Annotated in this window: 17 protein-coding genes; 9 read left to right on the top strand and 8 right to left on the bottom strand. The window is 36.1% G+C overall.

Annotation, left to right across the window (positions count from 1 at the left end; genetic code table 11):
• Positions 1 to 61: 61 nt before the first annotated feature.
• The 5 genes from ACIQXP_RS12720 to ACIQXP_RS12700 form a co-directional block, all read right to left on the bottom strand.
• Positions 62 to 3334, bottom strand: a complete 3273-nt coding sequence (locus ACIQXP_RS12720; RefSeq protein ID WP_387505550.1) for a SusC/RagA family TonB-linked outer membrane protein — start codon at positions 3332 to 3334, stop codon at positions 62 to 64.
• Between the two features lie 446 nt (positions 3335 to 3780).
• A complete protein-coding gene (gene recG, locus ACIQXP_RS12715) occupies positions 3781 to 5886 on the bottom strand; it encodes an ATP-dependent DNA helicase RecG (RefSeq protein WP_387505548.1) in 2106 nt (701 codons plus the stop codon).
• A gap of 396 nt (positions 5887 to 6282) precedes the next feature.
• Positions 6283 to 6663 carry a RidA family protein gene (locus ACIQXP_RS12710; RefSeq protein WP_387505547.1) on the bottom strand — a complete coding sequence of 127 codons (381 nt, stop codon included), beginning with the start codon at positions 6661 to 6663 and terminating at the stop codon, positions 6283 to 6285.
• 10 nt (positions 6664 to 6673) lie between these two features.
• On the bottom strand, positions 6674 to 6811 hold the full coding sequence (locus ACIQXP_RS12705; RefSeq protein ID WP_387505545.1) for a DUF6728 family protein: 138 nt from the start codon (positions 6809 to 6811) through the stop codon (positions 6674 to 6676).
• Between the two features lie 97 nt (positions 6812 to 6908).
• A complete protein-coding gene (locus tag ACIQXP_RS12700) occupies positions 6909 to 8252 on the bottom strand; it encodes an OmpA family protein (protein WP_387505543.1) in 1344 nt (447 codons plus the stop codon).
• Between the two features lie 171 nt (positions 8253 to 8423).
• On the opposite strand from ACIQXP_RS12700, the gene ACIQXP_RS12695 reads away from it, so the two are divergent.
• On the top strand, positions 8424 to 9713 hold the full coding sequence (locus tag ACIQXP_RS12695) for an aminopeptidase P family protein (RefSeq protein ID WP_293742760.1): 1290 nt from the start codon (positions 8424 to 8426) through the stop codon (positions 9711 to 9713).
• A 44-nt stretch (positions 9714 to 9757) separates the two neighbouring features.
• On the opposite strand, the gene meaB is transcribed toward ACIQXP_RS12695, so the two are convergent.
• Positions 9758 to 10657 (bottom strand): methylmalonyl Co-A mutase-associated GTPase MeaB, encoded by a 900-nt coding sequence (meaB, locus tag ACIQXP_RS12690; protein WP_387505541.1) that lies wholly within the window; start codon positions 10655 to 10657, stop codon positions 9758 to 9760.
• A 58-nt stretch (positions 10658 to 10715) separates the two neighbouring features.
• Between meaB and ACIQXP_RS12685 the strand changes: the two genes are divergently transcribed.
• The 7 genes from ACIQXP_RS12685 to ACIQXP_RS12655 all read left to right on the top strand — a co-directional run bounded on the left by ACIQXP_RS12685 (position 10716) and on the right by ACIQXP_RS12655 (position 18735).
• A complete protein-coding gene (locus ACIQXP_RS12685; protein WP_293742758.1) occupies positions 10716 to 11591 on the top strand; it encodes a glycosyltransferase family 2 protein in 876 nt (291 codons plus the stop codon).
• 46 nt (positions 11592 to 11637) lie between these two features.
• On the top strand, positions 11638 to 12708 hold the full coding sequence (locus tag ACIQXP_RS12680) for a glycosyltransferase family 4 protein (RefSeq protein WP_387505539.1): 1071 nt from the start codon (positions 11638 to 11640) through the stop codon (positions 12706 to 12708).
• Between the two features lie 168 nt (positions 12709 to 12876).
• The gene (locus ACIQXP_RS12675; protein WP_293742756.1) at positions 12877 to 14712 is read left to right on the top strand and encodes an ABC transporter ATP-binding protein; all 1836 of its coding nucleotides are present in this window, start codon (positions 12877 to 12879) and stop codon (positions 14710 to 14712) included.
• Between the two features lie 7 nt (positions 14713 to 14719).
• Entirely contained in the window at positions 14720 to 15883 is a 1164-nt protein-coding gene (locus ACIQXP_RS12670; protein ID WP_387505537.1) for a glycosyltransferase family 4 protein, read from the top strand.
• Positions 15880 to 16851 carry a glycosyltransferase family protein gene (locus tag ACIQXP_RS12665; protein ID WP_387505535.1) on the top strand — a complete coding sequence of 324 codons (972 nt, stop codon included), beginning with the start codon at positions 15880 to 15882 and terminating at the stop codon, positions 16849 to 16851. Before ACIQXP_RS12670 ends, ACIQXP_RS12665 begins: the two co-directional genes overlap by 4 nt.
• A 208-nt stretch (positions 16852 to 17059) precedes the next feature.
• Positions 17060 to 17989 (top strand): glycosyltransferase family 2 protein, encoded by a 930-nt coding sequence (locus tag ACIQXP_RS12660; protein WP_387505534.1) that lies wholly within the window; start codon positions 17060 to 17062, stop codon positions 17987 to 17989.
• A gap of 14 nt (positions 17990 to 18003) precedes the next feature.
• Complete coding sequence (locus tag ACIQXP_RS12655) at positions 18004 to 18735, top strand: glycosyltransferase family 2 protein (protein ID WP_387505533.1); 732 nt, start codon at positions 18004 to 18006, stop codon at positions 18733 to 18735.
• A gap of 4 nt (positions 18736 to 18739) precedes the next feature.
• Here ACIQXP_RS12655 and ACIQXP_RS12650 read toward each other — a convergent pair whose 3' ends face one another.
• Positions 18740 to 19828 (bottom strand): acyltransferase family protein, encoded by a 1089-nt coding sequence (locus ACIQXP_RS12650; RefSeq protein ID WP_387505531.1) that lies wholly within the window; start codon positions 19826 to 19828, stop codon positions 18740 to 18742.
• A 125-nt stretch (positions 19829 to 19953) separates the two neighbouring features.
• Complete coding sequence (locus tag ACIQXP_RS12645) at positions 19954 to 21381, bottom strand: MAC/perforin domain-containing protein (RefSeq protein WP_387505530.1); 1428 nt, start codon at positions 21379 to 21381, stop codon at positions 19954 to 19956.
• 433 nt (positions 21382 to 21814) lie between these two features.
• Here ACIQXP_RS12645 and ACIQXP_RS12640 point away from each other — a divergent pair.
• On the top strand, positions 21815 to 22176 hold a 362-nt coding region (locus tag ACIQXP_RS12640; protein ID WP_402759932.1), incomplete at its 3' end, for a transposase.

Raw genomic sequence — 22176 nt, 5'->3', positions numbered from 1 at the left:
AGCTTTATATTTTTATTTAATGCTTTCATATTCTTGATTATAATTGATAAATAGCTATACGTTAAAAGGCGGCTTTAACACCAAAATTGATTACCCTGGCCTGTGGATAATACTGACCGCTTGAATTGGTTGACTCCGGATCCCAAACTTTGATTTTATCAAGAGTAGCCAGATTCAATCCATTCGTATACACTCTTACGCTGTTTAAGCCTACTTTTTCAACCCAGCTATTCGGCAAGGTATAACCCAACTCCACGTTTTTAAGCCTAACATAATTATTGCTCCGCAACCAATAGGTATTGTTCAATGCGTTGTTACCATCGGTATAGTAAGTAGCTCCTCTGTTTGACAAACGCGGGTTTACCGAACTTGGATTCTCAATGCTCCAACGGTTTTTGTAAGACCATTCTAAGAAATTACCAATATCGCCAGATTCTGTAATCCCTACGATCTGCATCCCGCCGGTTGCACCCTGAATCAGCACTGACAAGTCAAATCCTTTGTATTGTAAGTTTAAATTAAAGCCCCCGGTAAAGGTTGGCGTACCATTCTTATCCAGACGTATTTTATCATCTGCGTTGATTTTTCCATCACCGTTGATATCTTTAAACTTCATATCTCCAGGACGTAAATTGCTGGTTAATGCACTATAGTTAATTGTATTGGCATTAATTTCTGCCTGATCCTTAAAAACCCCGTCATAATCATACACCAACCATGAATTAGTTACCCTACCAGTTGAACGTTGCCATTCCGGAGCGCCGGGGGTTTCATCCCAGAAAATGATCTTGTTTTTTGCATAACCGCCGTTTACGCTTACGCCAAAGTTTAAATCCCCGAAAGTATCGTTGTAACTCAATTTAAACTCGAAACCTTTATTATTTACTTTTCCCAGATTAACCGGAGGTAAGCGATCTACTATACCCGAACTTTCAGGCACTGAACTACTTCTGCTAATTAAGATGTTCGTTCTCTTGTTATAAAAGTAATCCAACTCAAGTGATAGTCTGTTCTTTAGAAAAGATGCATCTAAACCAATGTTGGTATTATTGGCTACTTCCCATCCAAAATCTAAATTTGGCACATTACCCTCTACAAGTGTTTTAGTAACCAGGTCATTAAGCGTATATGTTCCAAAATTCATTAAACTCAGGTATTGATATTCTTGCAAAGTATTTCCAAAATAAGCCTCAGCTCCCATCTGGCCATATGATGCCCTTAATTTTAAATTATCAACGAACCTGACATTTTCCTTGAAAAAAGATTCTTCTGATAAACGCCAGCCTACTGATACACCTGGGAAGAAACCAAAACGCCTGGCTGTTGGAAAGATGTATGAACCATCTACCCGCCATAAAAATTCCGCTAGGTACTTTTCTTTATAGTTATAACCAGCCCTTCCGAAATAACTTAATCGCGCTCTGTTGAATAAATTATTTGGGTCACCAGGATTATTCCCTAAAGATTGTTCTTTCTCATCTCCCGCGAGCAACTGTTCAATAGCCGATGAAAGAAAATATCTCCTAAATGCTGTAAATCCATCATTTGTTACCTTTTCACGGGTTACACCAGCCATTAAGCCAATATTATGATCACCGATTTTCTTGTCGTAATTGATCATGCCGGTTAAGTTGATGGCCAATTGACCGCCAGCTGTTTCTCTTAGTCTTGGATCAGTATATTGCGATCTCACTGTACCAGTCAACACCGGCGTTACGCCATCAGCTTCAAAAGTTTTTTTGTCCCAATCATAAAGTGTCCATGGCAATTGCCAGTTTTTCTGTCTGCCAGAATATTTATCTATTGCCGCAGTTCCCGTTACTTTTAGTCCTTCAACACCAGGAATTTTAATTTCGACTTTACCAGTAGTTTGAAAATAATCTCTGATATCCTTATTGTAACCCGTTAAATCGGTAGTAGATACCACCGGGTTATAACCATATTCGATATCTCTTCCAGGTTTACCATTTGGCCATATCGCAATCTCATTCGGGCGCCCTCTCATTAAAAACCTGAAAATATCGCCTGCACCCACGGTTGGGAAATTACGGTCTTCTTCTCTGGCTGTTACCCCTAAAGTTGTGGTAATGTATTTACTCAACTTTGCTTCAAGATTAAAACGCATATCATATTGTTTGTATCCCGTTGCAGAGTTTTTATAATAGCCATCCTGATCAAGATAACCCAGAGAAACGAGGTATTTTACATTTTCACTACCGCCATTGATCTGAACATTATGCCTTTGCTGAGGCGACCAGTTTTGAAAAGTGGTTTTAAACCAATCGGTATTAGGATATCTTAAAGGATCTGATCCATCAGCAAATTTCCTGATCTCATCTGCTTTATAAGCAGCATTAATTGTTTTTCCTCCAGTAGAAGTATATGAACCCGTAGATTTAAAACTGTTCCATGCGGCCGCCCATTCGTTAGGGTCAATGTCAGAACCGAAGATGTTAAGCTCATTCAGAATTTCGGCATATTGTACTGAATTGGTCATTTTTGGTATCCTGGTAGGCTGTTGCAAGCCATAACTAAAATCGTAAGAAAACTGGGGCTTTCCAGATTTACCCAGCTTGGTTGTAATTAAAATTACGCCATTGGCCGCTTGCGAGCCATAAATAGCAGCAGATGCGTCTTTCAACACTGATACGCTTTCAATATCATTTGGATTTAAGCGCTCAATACCGCCCGCACGGTTGGGTATCCCATCAATTACGATCAATGCATTATTGTTCCCAAGTGAGTTTGTGCCACGAATCCTGATGGTCGACCCGTCGTAACCTGGCTCACCACTGCCTTGCAATGCGGTAACACCAGGCAATCGCCCAGCTAATGAGTTGGTTAAATTTACCGATGAAGATTTAGCAAGTTCTGTACCTTTAACCGAAGCAACGGCACCAGATACAACAGCCTTCTTTTGTGTACCATAACCTACTACAACTACTTCAGAAAGATTTTGGTTATTCTCTGATAACTTTACATTAATATTGGTTTGGCCCTTTACCTGAACTTCCTGATCTGCATAACCGATATAGGTAAATACCAAGGTTGCATTTTCAGGAACTTTGATACTGAAATTCCCAGCGCCATCGGTTACCGTGGTTGCTGTGCCGCCTTTCAACTTCACGCTTACACCTGGAACCGGCCCGTTTGCATCTGTAACTTTTCCCTTCACAATAATATCGTCGAGGGGGATTTTGTAAAAATCAAAAGGTTCCTTTTCATGCAATGATGCTTTGGCAGACATGCTGGCAAGTGGAGAAAAAACAAGACAACCACCGCAAACAAGAAACATGCTACCTCTGGCAAAAGTCCTCAATAGATTTTTTTTCATAGTTTTTCAATTAATTTTGGTTAGATATTGATTGTAATACAATTTAATATTCATGAGTAATCATGAACTGTTCACTTTTGCATTATTAAATCTTCATTATAGTGAGATCCATCTACATTAATCTCCAAATGAAAAAAATATTGACTTAAGTAAAGCTGATCAAATAATCACATAAATCGTGTATAAATCCCATTATCTGACATGAACGAATTACTTTATAAAACTACTGGATAATACACTATAATCATTCAGGGTTGACGACTAAACAGTTCATAATTGGTTACACACGCAAGGTAATGATATTAGCAATTAAAAAAAGGGGGTAAAATAATAATTATAAGGGGCTTACTCGTAAAAAAAATATTACATAAATTTGTCAGGTAAAACAAATAATACAATATTAGATATTATTGCAAAGAAGTAAGAATACTAAGTCAATGATTAAGCTAACTTATTTTATCAAAAGAAATCCCTCTTTCCAGTTTTTGCAGATGTACCTTTAAAGTCGCATGTTGAGGCATCCCTAACTTTGGATCTTCTGAAAAAAGTTCGATTACTGTATTGCGTGCTTCAGATAAAATCACCTGGTCTTTTGCCAGATCGGCAAGCTTTAAGTCCAGCACACCACTTTGCTGCGTTCCCGTAATATCACCGGGGCCACGAAGCTGCAGATCGATTTCAGATATTTCAAATCCATTATTGGTTCTAACCATCGTTTCTAAACGGATTTTACCTTCCTTACTAAGTTTATTACCACTCATTAAGATACAGAAGGACTGTTCTGCACCACGGCCTACCCTACCGCGTAATTGGTGGAGTTGAGATAGACCAAACCGTTCGGCGTTTTCAATTACCATTACTGAAGCATTAGGCACATTAACACCTACTTCAATTACGGTAGTTGCTACCATAATCTGACTTTTACCATCAATAAACTGCTGCATCTCAAATTGTTTATCTGCATTTGGCATTTGTCCATGCACAATACTCATCTGGTAAGCAGGGCGGGGAAACTGGTAACTTAACTGCTCAATTCCAGCTTCGAGATTTAAAAGATCTAATTTTTCGCTTTCTTTAATCAAAGGGTAAACAATATAAACCTGCCTGCCTTTGGCTATTTCTTGCTTCATAAAACCAAACATCCTTAGCCGTTGGCTTTCAAAAAGGTGTTTTGTTTCAATGGGTTTTCTTCCGGCCGGTAATTCATCGATAATTGAAACGTCAAGATCACCGTACAAGGTCATTGCCAGCGTGCGTGGAATCGGAGTAGCAGTCATAACCAGGATATGCGGAGGGACAATATTTTTGCGCCAAAGCCTGGCACGTTGTTCTACACCAAAACGGTGCTGTTCATCAATCACAACCAGGCCTAAATTTTTAAACTGGACCTTGTCTTCAATTAATGCATGTGTTCCGATCAGGATATCGATCTCTCCATTCTCCAACCGCTCATGCAAAATGGTACGCTCTTTCTTTTTGGTATTCCCGGTAAGAATAGCAACACGTACCAAATCATCGGTTACCAGCTCAGTAATAGAAGCGTAATGCTGACGAGCTAAAATCTCTGTAGGCGCCATCATACAAGCTTGATAGCCATTATCATTAGCCAAAAGCATACTCATTAATGCAACCGCAGTTTTTCCACTTCCTACATCTCCCTGTACAAGCCGGTTCATCTGAACACCACGCTGTGTATCAATCCTGATTTCTTTAATTACACGTTTTTGAGCATTGGTTAACTCAAAGGGTAAAAATTCCTTATAAAAGCGGTTTACCTTATCACCAACTTTATCGAAAGTGGCGCCTTTAAATTTTAACTGGCGTAAATGTTTATTGTGTAAGAGCTGTAACTGGATAAAGAACAGCTCCTCAAACTTAAGACGTCTTTCCGCGGCATTTAAATCCTTTTGATTTTTGGGGAAATGAATATTTAGCAAGGCCAATCTTTTATCGGGGAGCTGGTACTTATCTATAATATATTGCGGTAAATTTTCCGGAACCTGCGGGATAATCTGATCAAGCAGGCCTGCAATTAAACGCTGTAAACCTTTTGAATCAAGATTAAATTTTTTAAGCTTTTCTGTTGAATTATAAACCGGTTGTAGGGTCAAATTACCCCTTCCTACCTGTTTACGTTGATATAACTCCATCTCCGGGTGTGAGATACTGAAAGTCCCATTAAAAAAGTTTGGTTTCCCAAATGCTACATATGCGGCACCAACTGCGATGTTTTCATCAACCCATTTTAAACTTTGAAACCAAACCAGTTCCATCATCCCGGTTTCATCTTTAAAAACCGCGACAATGCGTTTTGCTCTTTTATCGCCGATCACCTTTTTGCTAATTACCCGGCCAATGATCTGGATATACTGCGAATCTGGATTGATCTGATTGATCTTGAAATATTTAGTACGGTCGATATACCTGAATGGATAATGTGCAAGCATATCCTGATAGGTGAACAGGCCAAGATCTTTTTTCAAAACATCAGCACGGCTTGGCCCAACGCCTTTCAAAAACTCAACAGGTGTATCTAATACCGAATTAAACAAAATATTTTACCGTTTCTTGTAAACAACAATTTTTAGCAATTGTGCGTTAAAAATAACGATCGATAGCAGCAAAAGCAAATAAGCAGAAAATGGTTTACATCCATTTTCTTTTGAAATTGAAAAACGCGGCTGCAAAAACAACATTTAAATTGATGTAGATTAAAATAAGGAGGCAACATTAATTTAAATTTATTACACGTGTTAACGATTTTAGAAATTCAGATGATTTCGCAATCTTTCTCTACTGAATAAACTAATGGCCAAATTAATATGGAAGCGAATATTCTGTGATAGATTTGTGGTAGGAAGTCCTTTATGGCAAAGGTATAGACATTGTTCCCCAGATGATTTAAAGAACAATGCCTGATATCAAATATATACTTTTTTTACTGTCAACTAGCCTACAACGGCAATTACCGAGATTTCCACATTCACATTTTTAGGTAATACTGAAACCTGAACTGTTTCGCGGGCAGGAAAATCAGCAGTAAAGTATTGGCCATAAACCTCATTAACCTGAGCAAAAGTACCCATATCACTTAAAAAAATAGTAGATTTTACCACATGATCAAAAGTTAAGCCTGCCTCAAGCAACACCGCCTTAAGATTGCGCATTACCTGATGTGTTTCTTCTTCAATATTGCCAATATTCAATTCACCACTTTCAGGATTAATGGCAACCTGACCTGATACGAATAAAAAGTTCCCGGCTTGTACAGCTTGGCTATATGGTCCAATTGGAGCTGGAGCATTAGTTGTTTTAATAATTTGTTTCATAAACTTAGAGTTATTTGGCAAGCCACTGAATAAGCTTGTAGATGATACCTGCAAGAAAAATCAAGATGGCCAATGCATTGATAAAATGCATAATCCTCAAATTAATATTATTTGGCCGGTTTGGATCTTTTTTTCTAAATAAGTACATGTACAAACTTAGCTAAAAAGCTTAATACACGAAACTAAAAGGCATAAAAAAAGTCCCGATTTAAATCGGGACTTTCTTAAATTTTTATATTGAAATACTAGTTTCTAGCAGTTTCAACACGACGGTTCTGGATACGACCTTCTTCAGTATCGTTAGAAGCAATTGGGTTAGCTTCACCATAACCTTTAGTAGCAACTTGACTAGCGTTAACGCCAGAGTTTACTAAGTATGTTTTAACAGAATTAGCTCTGTCTTTAGATAATTTCATGTTATATGCAGCAGTACCTTCGCTTGAAGCGTAACCGTTTACAGTTACTTTACCACCGTTTTCACGTAACACTGAAGATAATTTATCTAAAGTAGGGTAAGATTCAGTTTTTAAAACTGAAGAGTTGAAATCGAAACCGATTCTTTCGAAACCAGTTACGTTAGAAGATACTGTATCTGTAGTTGCTTTTGGAAGAGGACAACCTGAACCATCAACAGCAGTACCGGCAGGAGTTCCTGGGCATTTATCGAACTGATCAGCAACACCGTCACCATCAGTATCTTTTTTCAAATCTTCAACAGATTTCTCAACAGCAGAAACACGGTTTTTCAATGCTTCAACTTCTTGACGTAAAGTTGGATCTTTTAACTCATCGTACATAGTAGCTAATGGGTTAGTCCACTCTAAACTTGGTTTAGCAGAAGAACCTAAAGAGAATTCTAAACCAGCATAACCGTAAGAGAATTTATCTTTAGTAGTACCTTTAGCATAAACTCCGTCTAAGTTATCAGCATCAACAAAGTTCATGGTATAACCTAAGTTAAAGTTAACACGCTCAGAAACTTTGAATTTAACACCAGCACCAACTGGAATATAGAAACCTTTTACATAATCTTTAGCATCATGTCTGTCATCAGCAGGACCTACAGCATTACCTTTCCAGTCAATTACCTGACCAGTACCAGTAGTGATTTTTGGTGCATAAGCTAACATACCGGCACCAGCTGTTACGAAGAAACCTACAGCATTTTCACGACGTAAGAAATCAATTGAACCTACGTTTACAACACCGCGTAAATCTACAGCATATTGTAATTGAGTTTCGAAATCTCTAACAGCTGGATTAGTGATACCTTCGTTGTTACCTGAAAGTTTACCACGTGTTCCGTTTAATTCTAAACCGAAAGAGTGACCTAATTGCTTACGGATGTTTAAACCGTAACCTAAATTAGCATCCCATTTGTTAAAATCATTAGTACCACCGATAGCAACAACTGGCATTAAAACACCACCGTGTACACCGATAGACCAAGTTCTGTACTGGCCTCTACCACCAAATACTTTGACAGCAGAAGAGGTTGCAGGAGCGTCCTGAGCGACAGCAAGAGAAGCAACTCCTGTTAATGCCACTAAAGAAAGCGCAACACTTTTCTTTAAAGTAGAATAGTTCATAATCTTTTTTCTTTTTTAAGGGTTAAACAATTTAATTGATTAATTTTTCAGTAATGGCAAAATTAATCAAAATTTTAAATTTTCAAACTTTTATACAAACTCCGTTCCAAACTTCAACAGTCATTAATCATTTTATTACATTTGGCCTTTGCCCACATAAAATACTTTCTCATGAAATACCCTACTATCGATCAATCATTATTTATCTTAAATCGAAAAAATTTCTGCAACACATTAAAAAACAATTCAATAGCGATATTTAACTCAAGTGATGAGTTTCCTAGAAGTGGTGATCAGAATTTCGTTTTTAAGCAAAATCCTGATTTATTTTATTTATCAGGGATTGATCAGGAACAAACAATTTTACTGTTATATCCCGATTGTCCTAATCCTTTGTACAGGGAAGTCCTGTTTTTAAGACAGACAAACGACTACATCAAAGTTTGGGAAGGATATAAGTATACCAAAGAACAGGCAAAAGCTGCCTCAGGTATCCAGTCTGTATATTGGCTGGAAGATTTTGACAACATCTTACACAGCATTATTAATTATGCGGACAATATTTATTTAAATACCAATGAGAACGACAGGTATGCCCACGAAGTTCCTTATCGGGATATCCGTTTTATCGAAAAGATGAGGTCAAAATACCCATTGCATCATTATGAACGCTCGGCACCGATGATGCGAAATTTACGTGCAGTTAAATCTGATGTTGAGATTGAGCTGATTAAAAAGGCGTCGGCAATAACCCGTGATGCATTTATCAGGGTATTAAAGTTTACAAAACCTGGTGTTAAAGAATATGAAATTGAAGCGGAGATCATACACGAATTTATCCGTCAGGGTGGAACAGGACACGCCTACACACCCATAATTGCTTCCGGCCATAATGCCAACATCCTGCATTACAATGACAATAATCAGGTTTGTAAAGACGGGGACGTAATACTTTTCGATTTTGGAGCAGAATATGCCAATTATAATGCAGATATGAGCAGGGCCATCCCTGTTAACGGCAGGTTTAAAAAAAGACAAAAGGATGTATATAATGCGGTATTGCATGTAATGAAAGAGTCGATCAAATTAATTGGCGAAGGAACAATATGGAATTCTTACCACGAACAGGTTGGTGAAATCATGACAGAACAATTGGTTAACCTTGGCTTAATCTCGTTGGAAGATGTAAAAAACCAAAACGCCAGCTATCCTGCCTATAAAAAATATTTTATGCATGGTAATTCACATCACCTGGGTATCGATGTGCATGACTTTGCGGGAAGATACACCCCTTTTACCAATGGCAATATCCTTACGGTTGAACCGGGCATTTATATACCAGAAGAGGGTTTAGGCATTCGTTTAGAAAATAATGTTCTCATCACTGCAAACGGAAATATAGATTTAATGGCTGATATACCATTGGAAGCAGAAGAGATTGAAGATATTATGAACAGTTAGTCAGTTGCGGTTGGCAGTTAACAATTGGCATATTACGTTTACGATTAATCATTATTACCAAACTCATCAGCAAAACGATAAATATTAAAATCACCTTGTTTTAAGGCTACCTGAACCTTTTCAAGTAGCCTTTTCTTATCAATATACCGCATTTTTTGATGTTGTATAAGCTTCCATGCTTTTTCCGCAAACAAAAAAGATTTTCGGCTTTCATCGAAAACTTCAGCATTGATGATCCATTTGCACAATTCTTCTATACCTATCTCTTTATCAGCAATGGTTTTTAGGATTGGAATAGCCTTTATGCCCTGATGAACGATTTTTTTCAGGTTATTGGCAAAAGTATCCGCGCCATCCCGATCAGCTTTATTGATTACGAAACAACCGGCAATTTCCATCAAACCCGATTTGATATGCTGAACTTCATCTCCTGATTCGGGTACCAATACAACGATAGTTTTATCTGCCAATCCGGCAATTTCTACTTCCGATTGCCCCACCCCAACAGTTTCAACAATAATCAGATCAAAATCAGCCGCTTTTAAAACATCAACCATTTCTATGGTTTTTACCGAAATACCGCCCAAAGCGCCACGCGTGGCCAACGAACGGATAAAAACATTTGGATTGTTAAACTGACCAGCCATCCGGATTCGATCGCCCAATAGAGAACCAAAATTAAAGGGTGACGTCGGATCTACCGCCAATATGGCAATGCGTTTCCCTTCAGCAACAAAATGGTTCGTTAATGCATTTACCAGCGTACTTTTTCCTGCGCCTGGCGGCCCCGTAATACCTAAAACAAGAACATCTGTTTTACTATCTAAACTTCTTAAAATCGAATCGGCCGGTTCAATATCGTTTTCAACAAGCGTGAGGGCTCTTGCCAAAACCTTATAGTTTCCCGCCTTTACTTCGCTTAAAATGGATAGATGCGTATTCATCAATAAAACTATCTTTGTACAAATAAACAAAAATTATTAGCTACGAGGCGCCCCAATAATGAAAGTTACCGGTTTTACGTTTTTAAGAAATGCTATCGCTAATGATTATCCCGCAAAAGAAGCGATACTTTCAGTGCTGCCATTGTGTGATGATTTTATTGTAGCGTTAGGAAATTCTACAGACGAGACTTCTGAAATGGTGAGAAGCATTGACCCTAAAATCAGAACAATCGATACCGTTTGGGATGAAAGTATACGTGAAGGCGGGCGTGTCTTTGCCGATGAAACCAATAAGGCTTTAGCTGAAATCAGTGCAGATACCGATTGGATGATTTATATCCAGGGCGATGAAGCTATACATGAAGATTACCTTCCATTGATCAAAAAAGAAATGGAAGCTGAACTGACCAACAGCCAGGTTGAGGCCTTACTTTTAAAATATAAACACTTCTATGCTTCTTATGATTATCTGGCCCAATCCAGACGTTGGTACAGAAGAGAAGTTAGGATCATTAAAAACCTGCCTGGAGTACATTCATACCGGGACGCCCAGGGTTTTAGAATCAATAACAGAAAACTTAAGGTTAAACTGATCGATGCATACATTTACCATTACGGCTGGGTGAAACCGCCAAAAGGACTTCAAGGCAAAGTCCGGAATTTTAATCAGTTTTACCAAACAGATGAGTGGATTGAAGAAAACTATCCGGTGCAGGAAACTTACGATATGCACAATGCCGATCGTTTGGTTCATTTCAAAGGCAGCCATCCAAAAGTAATGCAGGCCAGAATCGCTGCCGCAAACTGGAAATTCGACAAAGATCTAACGAAGGAAAAGCCTAAAATGAATTTCCGCAGAAGAATTTTACAGAAAATTGAGGATATGACCGGATTGCGCTTATTCGAATACCGTAACTATAAAATCGTGAAATAAGCATCAAATTAATCTGCTTATATTTGCATCATCAAATTAATTATTAATGAAAAAGCCCAATGTTTTAGTAACCTTTGATTCGATGAAAGATGCCAATTGTGGTTATTTTTCATTTGGAAAAGGATTGGGCGATGCATTGATCAAAGAAAACAACGGTAAATTTAAGCTCAAGTTCTATCTTTTTAAACACACTCAATATCTCTTTAATGGCCTGGTTGACATTGTTTATCTATCCAGGTTAGACCGGTTGTTCTTTAAGAAAAAAAATGACTTCGATGTTGTTCATCTCTCCGATCAAACCTGCAGATTAAGACCTGGCAAGGTTAATGCAAAAAAGATAATGACGGTACATGACATGAACAAAGTTCATTTGAAGTTTAGCAAACCACACAGAATCAAGGTATATTTAAAAAAACTGGGTAAACTTATCTCACAGTGCGATAAAGTGGTATGTATTTCGCAGTTTGTTGCAAATGATGTTATTCATTACTTTCCTGAAGCGAAAGAAAAAGTTAGTGTGATTTATAATGGTGCAGATAAATTGATTCCGGATGAAAAACATCGCCCGGATTTTATACCTCCGAAACCTTTTTTATTTACCATCGGATTATTATCGGTACAGAAGGGATTCCATTTGCTGCCGGCTTTATTAAAAGGGAACAACTATCATCTTGTCATTTCAGGCAAAGAAACTCCACACAAACAAACGATTTTAGCAGAAGCAGAAAAATATGATTGTTTAGAGCGGGTGCATATTACGGGACCAATTTCAGATGAAGATAAAACGTGGTATTACCAAAATTGTGATGCTTTTTTATTTCCTTCCATTGCTGAAGGCTTCGGCTTACCTATAATTGAGGCCATGAATTTTGGGAAACCTGTATTTCTATCCAAATTTACTTCACTTCCTGAAGTTGGCGGCGATGTTGCCTATTATTTTGACAATTTCGAACCAGAACACATGCAGGAAGTATTCAGAAGCGGAATGATGGATTTCAATCAAAATAACCGGGCTCAGGAAGCTGTAGCCCAGGCTGAAAAATTTTCATGGCAAATAGCAGCCAATCAATATTTGCATTTGTACCAGGAATGCATGCTAAACAGCGATTCGAATTAATTTCCTTAAAGTCCCCGATTGCTATCCATTCTTACTCAAAGAACTGTAATTTTATTCGCCAATTATCATCATCATAATGATGTACACTAAAAACCGTACATTTGCCTGAATTTTATTGTTTTTTTAAGGTTTGGTTTCTGGCCTAAATTCCGTTTTACACATTATTTAATGAAAACTTATTTTCGTTTATTATCATTTGCAAAACCCATAGAAAAGTTCGCTATACCATATGTGATTGCAACTCTGCTTTCGATTCTATTTGGGACTTTTAACTTAGCATTGTTATCTCCCCTATTCGAGACACTATTAAATGCAAATAAGGAAGCTTGCCAAACACCAAGTTTAACAGATAAAGCGGCCTCCTCATTTAGTTTACTGGGAAAGTTAAGAGACTTTGTTAACTATTCAATTAAGGTGAATACTATAGAAAGCACATTGATGTACATTTGCATCATCATCGTTATCTCTGTTTTGCTTTCCAATCTGTTCAGATATTTTTCTCAGCGCTTCATGGAAGATTTGAGAGTGCATACCTTGCTCAACTTCAGGAAGCGCGTTTTTAACAATGTGATGAACCTTCATATTGGGTATTTTAACAATGAAAGAAAGGGTGACATTATTTCGAAAGTAGCCTCTGACGTCCAAGTTGTACAATTTACAGTTACCAATACGCTTCAGGTTGTTTTTAAAGAACCCGTAACGTTAATTGTATATGTTATTCTTTTGTTTAATATATCAGCAAAGCTTACCTTATTCTCTTTATTGGTAATTCCGGTTTCAGGCTTTATCATCAGTAAAATTGTAAAAAGGTTAAAGCAACAGGCAAAGGAATCGCATGAATCATTTGCTAAAATGATTGGCTTTTTAGATGAAGCCCTGAGCGGAATTAAAATTATTAAAGCCTTTAACGCAACCGAACGAATTAAAAATAAATTTAACCAGGAAAATATATACTATTCCAACTTAACACGCAAAATGGTTAGGCGCCAACAACTGGGCTCACCAGTTTCTGAATTTCTAGGTGTTTTAATGATTTCCGTTATCGTTTGGTATGGGGGATCATTGATTTTGCATAATGATAAAAATGCACTGGCCGCATCAGATTTTATTGCTTACATTGCTATTTTTTCTCAGGTAATGCGCCCTGCAAAAGCATTAACAGATTCATTCAGCGGAATACATTCAGGAATTGCAGCCGGTGAAAGGGTTTTAGAGCTAATTGATACTAAACCATTATTGTTAGATCGATCGAGTGCAAGAGCACTTGATGGGTTTAATCATACAATCAGTATTCAAAATATATCCTTTAACTATGGAGAAAAACAAATATTAAACTCAATAAGCTTCGATATAGAAAAAGGCAAAACAGTAGCCTTGGTTGGCCCTTCAGGTGGAGGAAAAAGTACCTTGATGGATTTACTGCCACGTTTTCATGATCCAAAATCAGGAAGTATCAAAATTGACGGCCACGATTACAAAGACCTTACCGTAGAAAGCATCCGCTCACAAATGGGAATCGTGAACCAGGAATCGTTTTTGTTTAACGATAGCATTTTTAATAATATCGCTTTTGCCAAACCTGATGCTACAGAAGAAGAAGTAATTGCAGCTGCAAAAATTGCCAATGCGCACGATTTTATATTGAATACAGAAAATGGGTACCAAACCAGCGTTGGCGATAGGGGCAACAAGTTATCGGGCGGACAAAAACAGCGGGTGTGCATTGCCAGGGCAGTTTTAGCTAACCCGCCAATTATGCTTTTGGATGAGGCTACTTCAGCATTGGATACAGAATCTGAAAAATTGGTGCAGGATGCTTTAAATAATTTAATGAAAAACCGTACCTCAATTGTAATAGCGCACCGCTTAAGTACCATACAACATGCTGATGAGATTGTGGTGATTGATAAGGGTGAGGTTGTAGAAAGCGGAAGCCACATGGAATTGATGAATAAAAATGGTTTATATAGGCGATTAATCGATATGCAAGCCTTTAACGACTAAGGATCGGATGAAGAAAGTATTATTTTTTATGCCCGATAATCCGTTAAAAAAAAATGCGGGAAACAGAACCAGGGCTTTAAGCATGTTAAGCTATTTTAAATCAAGAAATTTTGAAATTGATTTTGTAAGCGAATATTACACCGGGCGCTGGGATGAAACGGATATTAAAGCCTTTGAGCAATCGGGCTTAGCCGACAATACTTATGTAATAAAAAAAAAGCCTTCTAAAAAAAATATCCTTTATTACCTGCTTTTTTACAAACTCCCAAATTTCTTCTATCAAAATAAGGCCTGGTTTTTTCCACTCCAGTTTCCCGAAATGGTTACGTTAAGATTTAAGCGGGCCTTTAATAAAGTCCTAAAAAAAAACAACTACGATTATATATTCATCAACTATGCCAGTTGGGCTACATTGATGGCGTATAACCATCACACTAAAAAGGCGATAAAAGTAATTGATACCCATGATTTTATAACGGCTCAACTTCAAAGGAAAGTTAATATCGGCCAATCTTTTAAAGAGGAGATCAGAAGGATTTCGTTATTTGATATTGCACTGGCTATTTCTGTTGAAGAGCAGTATATTTTTAGCCAATTCTGTAAAAACAAAGTTGCTTTAGCACCAATGATGCTGGATAGGCCAGAAACCATCCATTCAGTTGAGAAAAAAACATTTGATCTGATTTATGTGGCCAGCGATAACATACACAATCAAAAAGCTGCCAATTGGTTTTTTAAAGAGGTATATCCATTGTTGCCCACCAATGTGCAAATATGTGTTATTGGTCAGATTAACGAGCACCTTTCGATAAAGGCACCCAATATTACATCGGTACACTTTGTTGAAGAGCTATCAGGCTACTACCTTAATGCTAAAGTGGCGCTATGCCCCATGCTGACAGGTACCGGCACTAAAATAAAAGTGATAGAAGCGCTTTCTTATGGAATACCCGTGGTTTGTAATACAAGAGGAATTGATGGATTGATCGACAAAAACAACAATGGTTGTTTGGTGAGTGATGATGCAGTTGAATTTAAGAACAATATCATGGAGCTACTGACAGATGCATCTGTATATCAAAAACAAGCAGAAAATGCGTTAGCTACCTTTAATCTTAATTACGAGAAAGAAAGCTGCTATAAAAAACTTGATAAAATATTCTTGAAATGACATTATTTTTCACAGTAGTCACTACAAATTATCTACCATTTGCAGTATCATTGTTAGATTCTGCTAAGCTTTTTCATCCGGAATTTGAGTTTTACATTTGCCTTGCAGATTACCTAACAAAGGAAGAAATTGCGTCAGATGACCTAATGCAAAAATATCCAATTGTCCAACTCCATGAACTGGCAGCAGAGGAATTTGACTTCATTACTCAAAACTATAACCCCATGCAGTTAGCGAACTGCTCAAAAGTGTTATTTGCAAAATATTTTCTCGATCAGGAACATATTGATCAGGTTATTTTTTGCGATTCAGACACTTACTTTTTTGGAAGATTGCCATCCAGTACCATTAATGAAGGCGAAATTGTTATCAGTCCGCACTTTGCACATCCGCCAAGCATTGATATGAAGCGGCAGGAACTGGAAGTATTAAATGCTGGCTTATATAACGGAGGTTTTTTTAAATTGAAAAAATCTCATGAAACTAACCAGTACATTTCATGGTTACGGGAACGATCTGTTAAAGAATGTATATACGATTTTAAAAGAGGCTTTTATGGTGAACAATTGTGGTTGAATCTTGTTCCCTTATATTTCAAAAATGTATTTGTAGAAAATAATCCAGGTATAAATGTAGCCTATTGGAATCTTCACGAACGAAATATATCAGCTTATGATGGAAAATTTTTCGTCAACAATACGATACCGCTTTGTTTCTTTCATTATAGCGGATGGGATTATAACAATCCATCAGAAATTTCCAAATGGGCTTTATTTACATCAGAAATGCGACCAGATCTTAAGCCCTTACTACTAAAATATCATGCCGCACTTCATGAAAATGGGTACAAAATTTATATCGATAGAAGCAACTATTATACAGGCAAAAATAACATTCAAAAAAAATCGATTTTTAAAAGATTAAAAGCAAGTTTTTTTAGCCTGAATTCTAAATCATTAGGCAAATAATCCAGAATGGCCGTATAACATTAGCTTATTTTTAATACCGAAATAAACAACTAATTTGCTAAGCCTCTATACTATATTCGGCTTTCAATTAAGCAATATTTATAAAAGCTGTATGTTTGTGGATAGAATAGTGTACCGGAATTAAGAAATTTAAACTGACCCAGTAGAAGTTTACAATTTTAAATTGAGGTAACAAAGTAAAAATGACATGAAGAGTACGCCACTACATAGTCCACTTGTTTCCATTGCTGTTTGTACATATAATGGAGCGCAATACATCGGTCAGCAAATTGAAAGTATTATAAACCAAACATATAAGAATATTGAAATCATTATTATTGATGATTGTTCAACTGATGGCACATTTGAATTATTGAGCTCAATAACAAAAGATGCTGTTAATGTTCGGTTAGAGCAAAACCAGGAGAATCTTGGTTTTACAAAAAATTTTGAAAAGGCCATTAGCTATTGCAAGGGTGAATTTATTGCTATCAGTGACCAGGACGACATCTGGAGTTTAAACAAAATTGAAATATTACTCAAAAACATTGGCAGTCATGGCTTAATATTTCATGATTCTTTGCTTGTAGATGAATACGGAGAACACATAAATAATTTAAAGCTCTCCGATATGAATAAGGTGTATAAAGGTGACTCTAACCTGTATTTTTTATTAAATAACTGTATCCCTGGGCATGCCTGCATGTTTAAAAAAGATATAATCTCTTATGCGATGCCTTTTGATAAAAGATTTTTTCATGATTGGTGGATTGCATTCGTTGCGGCCAGTGTAAGCTCCATTACCTATATACCGGATACTTTAGTGAAATATAGACAGCATAGTAATAATGTAACGGATATATTGTTTAAAAAGAATAAAAGTGAAAAGTCGGGTAATATTTATGCCAACTACAACATTGAATGGGTAGCACATCTATCAAAATTTAAGCACCTAAAAAATGTTGAAGAAATTAATTACGTTTATAAGGTCCTTTCAGATTATAGAAAGGGTATTAAAGGCCTGCAATTCCTAAAATTCTTATTAAATTACCATACAAAAATCTTTAATCTGAAAAAAAAATCTTACTTAAGTAATCTGAATTTAGCCAGAAAATTATATTTTATTGAACCTAATTAAATAAAATCATATTAATGAAGTTTAGTTTTGTTATCCTTACCTGGAATAGATATAAATTCCTTGAAAAATGTATTGCCGCTCTACTGAGCAGTATAAGTGGTAAATATCTTTATGAAGTAATCATCATGGACAATGGTTCTACCGATTGTACTCCTGAAATATTGGAACAATATAAGAAGAACGAAAATGTCAGGATAATTACAAGAAATAAAAATTATGGACTAAAGGCTTATAAAAGGTTGTTTTTTCATGCTCGTGGAGAATATGTTGTTATTGTTGATGACGATGTTTTAGAATTTCCCGAAAGCGTTGATACATTGTTTCTTGATTATATGGAAAATTTCAAAAACTATGGTTTTATTGCATTAAATGTTATTCAAAATGAATTTACTGATGGCGCCAAGCCATCAATAGACATGTATACAGAAGAAACGAAAGGTGATATGGTAATAGAAGCTGGACCAACCGGTGGTTGGTGTGCTTGCTTCAGAAAAAGAGATTATAATAAAATATTATTTAGGTTTTTATTTACCAAAGTAAACATGAAAGTTGGCGAAGATGGCTTACTATCAGCATTATTTTGGAAGCATTTACGTCTCAAACATGGTTTAATAAAAAACGCCTATTGCTTTCACGCTTGCGGGCCATATTATGCAAAAGAATACGGCCATCTTGATCGGGAAATTGAAAAATATAAGATATCAGGACTAGATGAACATGTGGAGAGATATAAAAAATTTGAGTAAAATTCTAGCGCCCCACAATCCATTTCACTTTTGTTTTAAGAATTAGTTTTGTCAGCCAAAAACTTGCGGAGTAGACTAAAATAAACTTTAATAGTGTAATAAATCCGTTTGTCCATACCGAATATTGCTCATATTCTAACCTTAGCGGCTGAAGAACAAGTTGTAACAGCCTCCCTATCACAACAGAGTGAACAAGATAAATTCCAAATGTCGTATTTCTAGGATCAAATTTCTTTTGTAGAAATGGGATATTTCCGATTTTTAATAATAAGAGAAATGCACCCAGCGAATAAAAGATATTAGTAATTTTTAGTGTATTATAAGGGTCATCGTTACCAAGCTTTATTAAATACATTGCTTCCAGATTAGATGCAATTAGTAGTAAAACTACCATTAAAACAAATACATACACTGGTATTTTCTTAATTTTCACCTGAAATTTATTGTAATATTTATTAAGATATACACCTAACCAGAGATAAAAAATAAAGCCAAACAATGCTGTAGAATGTTGTGTGATAAACCAATGGTAATATAAATTAATGCTATATACGATAGATATTAATCCAAGTATCAAACCAAACCAAATCTTATACAGATATTTTTTAAAGAGTAGAAGTATGGCAATACAAATTAAAAAATTTAAAATAAACCAATAACTTGTGAAAAAAATAGTATCAATAAATTCACGCCCTATCAGTGAAAATGTTTCAGTAATAATTCGTTCGTCACTACCTTTTTTGTAAGCAACAAATCGATCGATTAAATTTAAAAAAATAAAAATTAACACCCATATAATCCAAGGCTTGATTGTATTATTAAATCGGTTTTTAAGGTACTCTAATGGCGTATATTCCTGAAATTTATGATTTATTAAGAAACCACTGATAAGAAAAAAAGCTATAGTAGCAAATTTTAAAAGTTGCATGATGGAAACCTCAACAAACGTGTCGATGTTACTAGTATAGTTTAACTCCCAGAAAACTGAGCAATGTTCAAATACAATTCCAATCATGGATATACATCGGATAGTATCAATAAAATCAAAACTCTTTTTTACAGGCGCTTCGTCTTGCGTTAATTCAGTATTCATTAAATTGTTATGTATTGAATCAACAAATATCAGTTAAAAAAAAGAGTTCCGAATTGATTCGGAACTCTTTTAACATTTATATATATAAAATATTACAATGGAAAATTGTTTTAATTCTAAAAAAACTAGTTAGCAAAGACATGAAATGGTTGTCCGTTGTAATACCAACCTGGGAATGATGCATTTCTATTAGTGGTATAAAGATGTCCTCCCGATGAGCTATAAAATTCATAAACCGGTACTGTACCTGTGGTTGGAGTCTTATATACATAGCAAAGAATGCCATCATAATTATACCCGCCAAATCCTGGATATCTGTTTGTTGTCAATACACGATTATCAATACTCGGATTATAGAATTGATATAGAGGAACCGCACCTGCATATTGCGTGGCGTAAACTTTAAAAGGTTCTGCATTATGATGATAATTACCCCAATACTGCTCCATATTTGGGCCTAAATGATAGGCATGTCGATTAGTTACTGAATTATAATACTCATAAAAGATTGTGGGCAATAAAGAAGCTTGGTTAACTGAGAGATATTGTATGATGTAATTCTTTACTGCTAAAGCTTTTGCCTGGTCCGGAATAAAATCGTAGATAGGCAATAAGCCATTGCTTGGAATATCTATCAGTACCGAATTTTCTAATGTACAGCTATTTTGCCAAGCTGAAATATTTATTTTTGGAGTTGGGTTCGGATTAGAGGCATTACCAATAACGACATCACCTATTAAGCTTCTAGTTGGATCTCCACCACTAGTTACATAATGTAATTTTTGGGCAGAATTTTCTAAAGTATAGTTAGTATCATAAGTATATCCTGTATTTAGATTGAAAATCTTTTTTACATGAATATCTACTCCGGCCGAACTTGCTGTAATTCTATCGGACTTTGAAGTCTCTGATTGATAGATAACATCCAATTTTCCTCCCAGTATAATATCAGCTAAGATATGGGTACCATACATGTTCACAATAGCCTCTGGTGTTTGGTTTTGGACAAAAGAAAGGAACTCTGGATCTAAGTAAGACAGAAGTACATCCCTTTGTGCATTTAATTTAACCCTCTTTTGCTGAACTATAAAATCGTAGCTACTATAAATATTTTTAGACGAAAAGCTATCAGTATTATTATAACTTCCAGTTATCGTAGCTCTAAACAGTGACAATCCGAGAAAGTCAGCACCGAAGGTATTACTAAAACGTGTGGTTAATTTTTTCAAATAGGATACAGCATCACTCCCAGCTTCCAATCTTCCATCATTACTAGTTGAACCATCATATACTATTCTGGTAGACTGATCAGCATGTAGCCTATCTACATCAATAACTGGCAGAGTAGCTGCACTTGCATTCGCAAACTCTCCAAGTACATTGTATCCATAACCTAATAAATCATTTTTACCATCTCTTCCAAAACCTGCAATTGCTTTATGGTTGTTGATTAACCTTTTTTCCTCTACAAGTTCATTTTTCTTGCAACTGCTAAATACCGTTGTAACGACGAAAAGCATAGAAATGGCCTTTAATTTGTAATTGTTTTTCATGTAAATATTTGTTTTTTTTACAAAGCTACCGACAAGAAAAATCAATTATGATAAGGCCAGATTATCATATTGCCAATTAATAATTTTCTATAATAGAGTTAAATAGTTTGGTATGTGGATTACTTCACCAATATTAAAAGATTCAGTGATTTTATTTCATCCTATTTTAGTAGGAAAGATTCTGAAATGAATTCAGGGTGACGGCAGATTAATCAAAAAGACAATATAAGCTCCCAAGAGGCAATATTAATAATCGAACTTAGGTTTGTAATACTTATGACTTTTGGTGCCGCTCGCTATAAACTAATGATACTATCAGTTTCAATCGATTCCGAATCTATTCAAAGAAAGTAATGATAAAAAAAGAGGGTGTCCAAAAAGTATGGACACCCTCTTGTTGTTTTCCCATTAATTGATTAAATTAATGGTGCTAATGAAAACAAGATCAAATTTACATTTTAAAGCCTTAACCTCCCAGCAGGTTGTGCTTTTTCCTTCAAATATAGGGGATCGGATTCCCTCAGGGCACCCTGTTCGCATTGTTAACCAGGTTGTTGATTCACTCAATATCGATGATATTCTTTCGGGATATAAAGGTGGTGGCACCAGTAGCTTCCATCCAAGGATGCTCATCAAGGTTCTTTTTTATAGTTATTTCTGCAATATCTACTCCTGTCGTAAAATGTCTCAGGCCTTGCAGGAGAATATTCATTTCATGTGGCTTTCAGGCAATAGTACACCTGATTTCCGCACCATTAATGATTTCCGTGGCAAACGGCTAAAGGATAAGATCCA

It is taken from the genome of Pedobacter suwonensis (genome assembly GCF_044762335.1).
Taxonomy (GTDB): domain Bacteria; phylum Bacteroidota; class Bacteroidia; order Sphingobacteriales; family Sphingobacteriaceae; genus Pedobacter.
The sequence above is the reverse complement of the archived record's forward strand: the minus strand, read 5'-3'. Positions and strand labels throughout refer to the sequence as shown.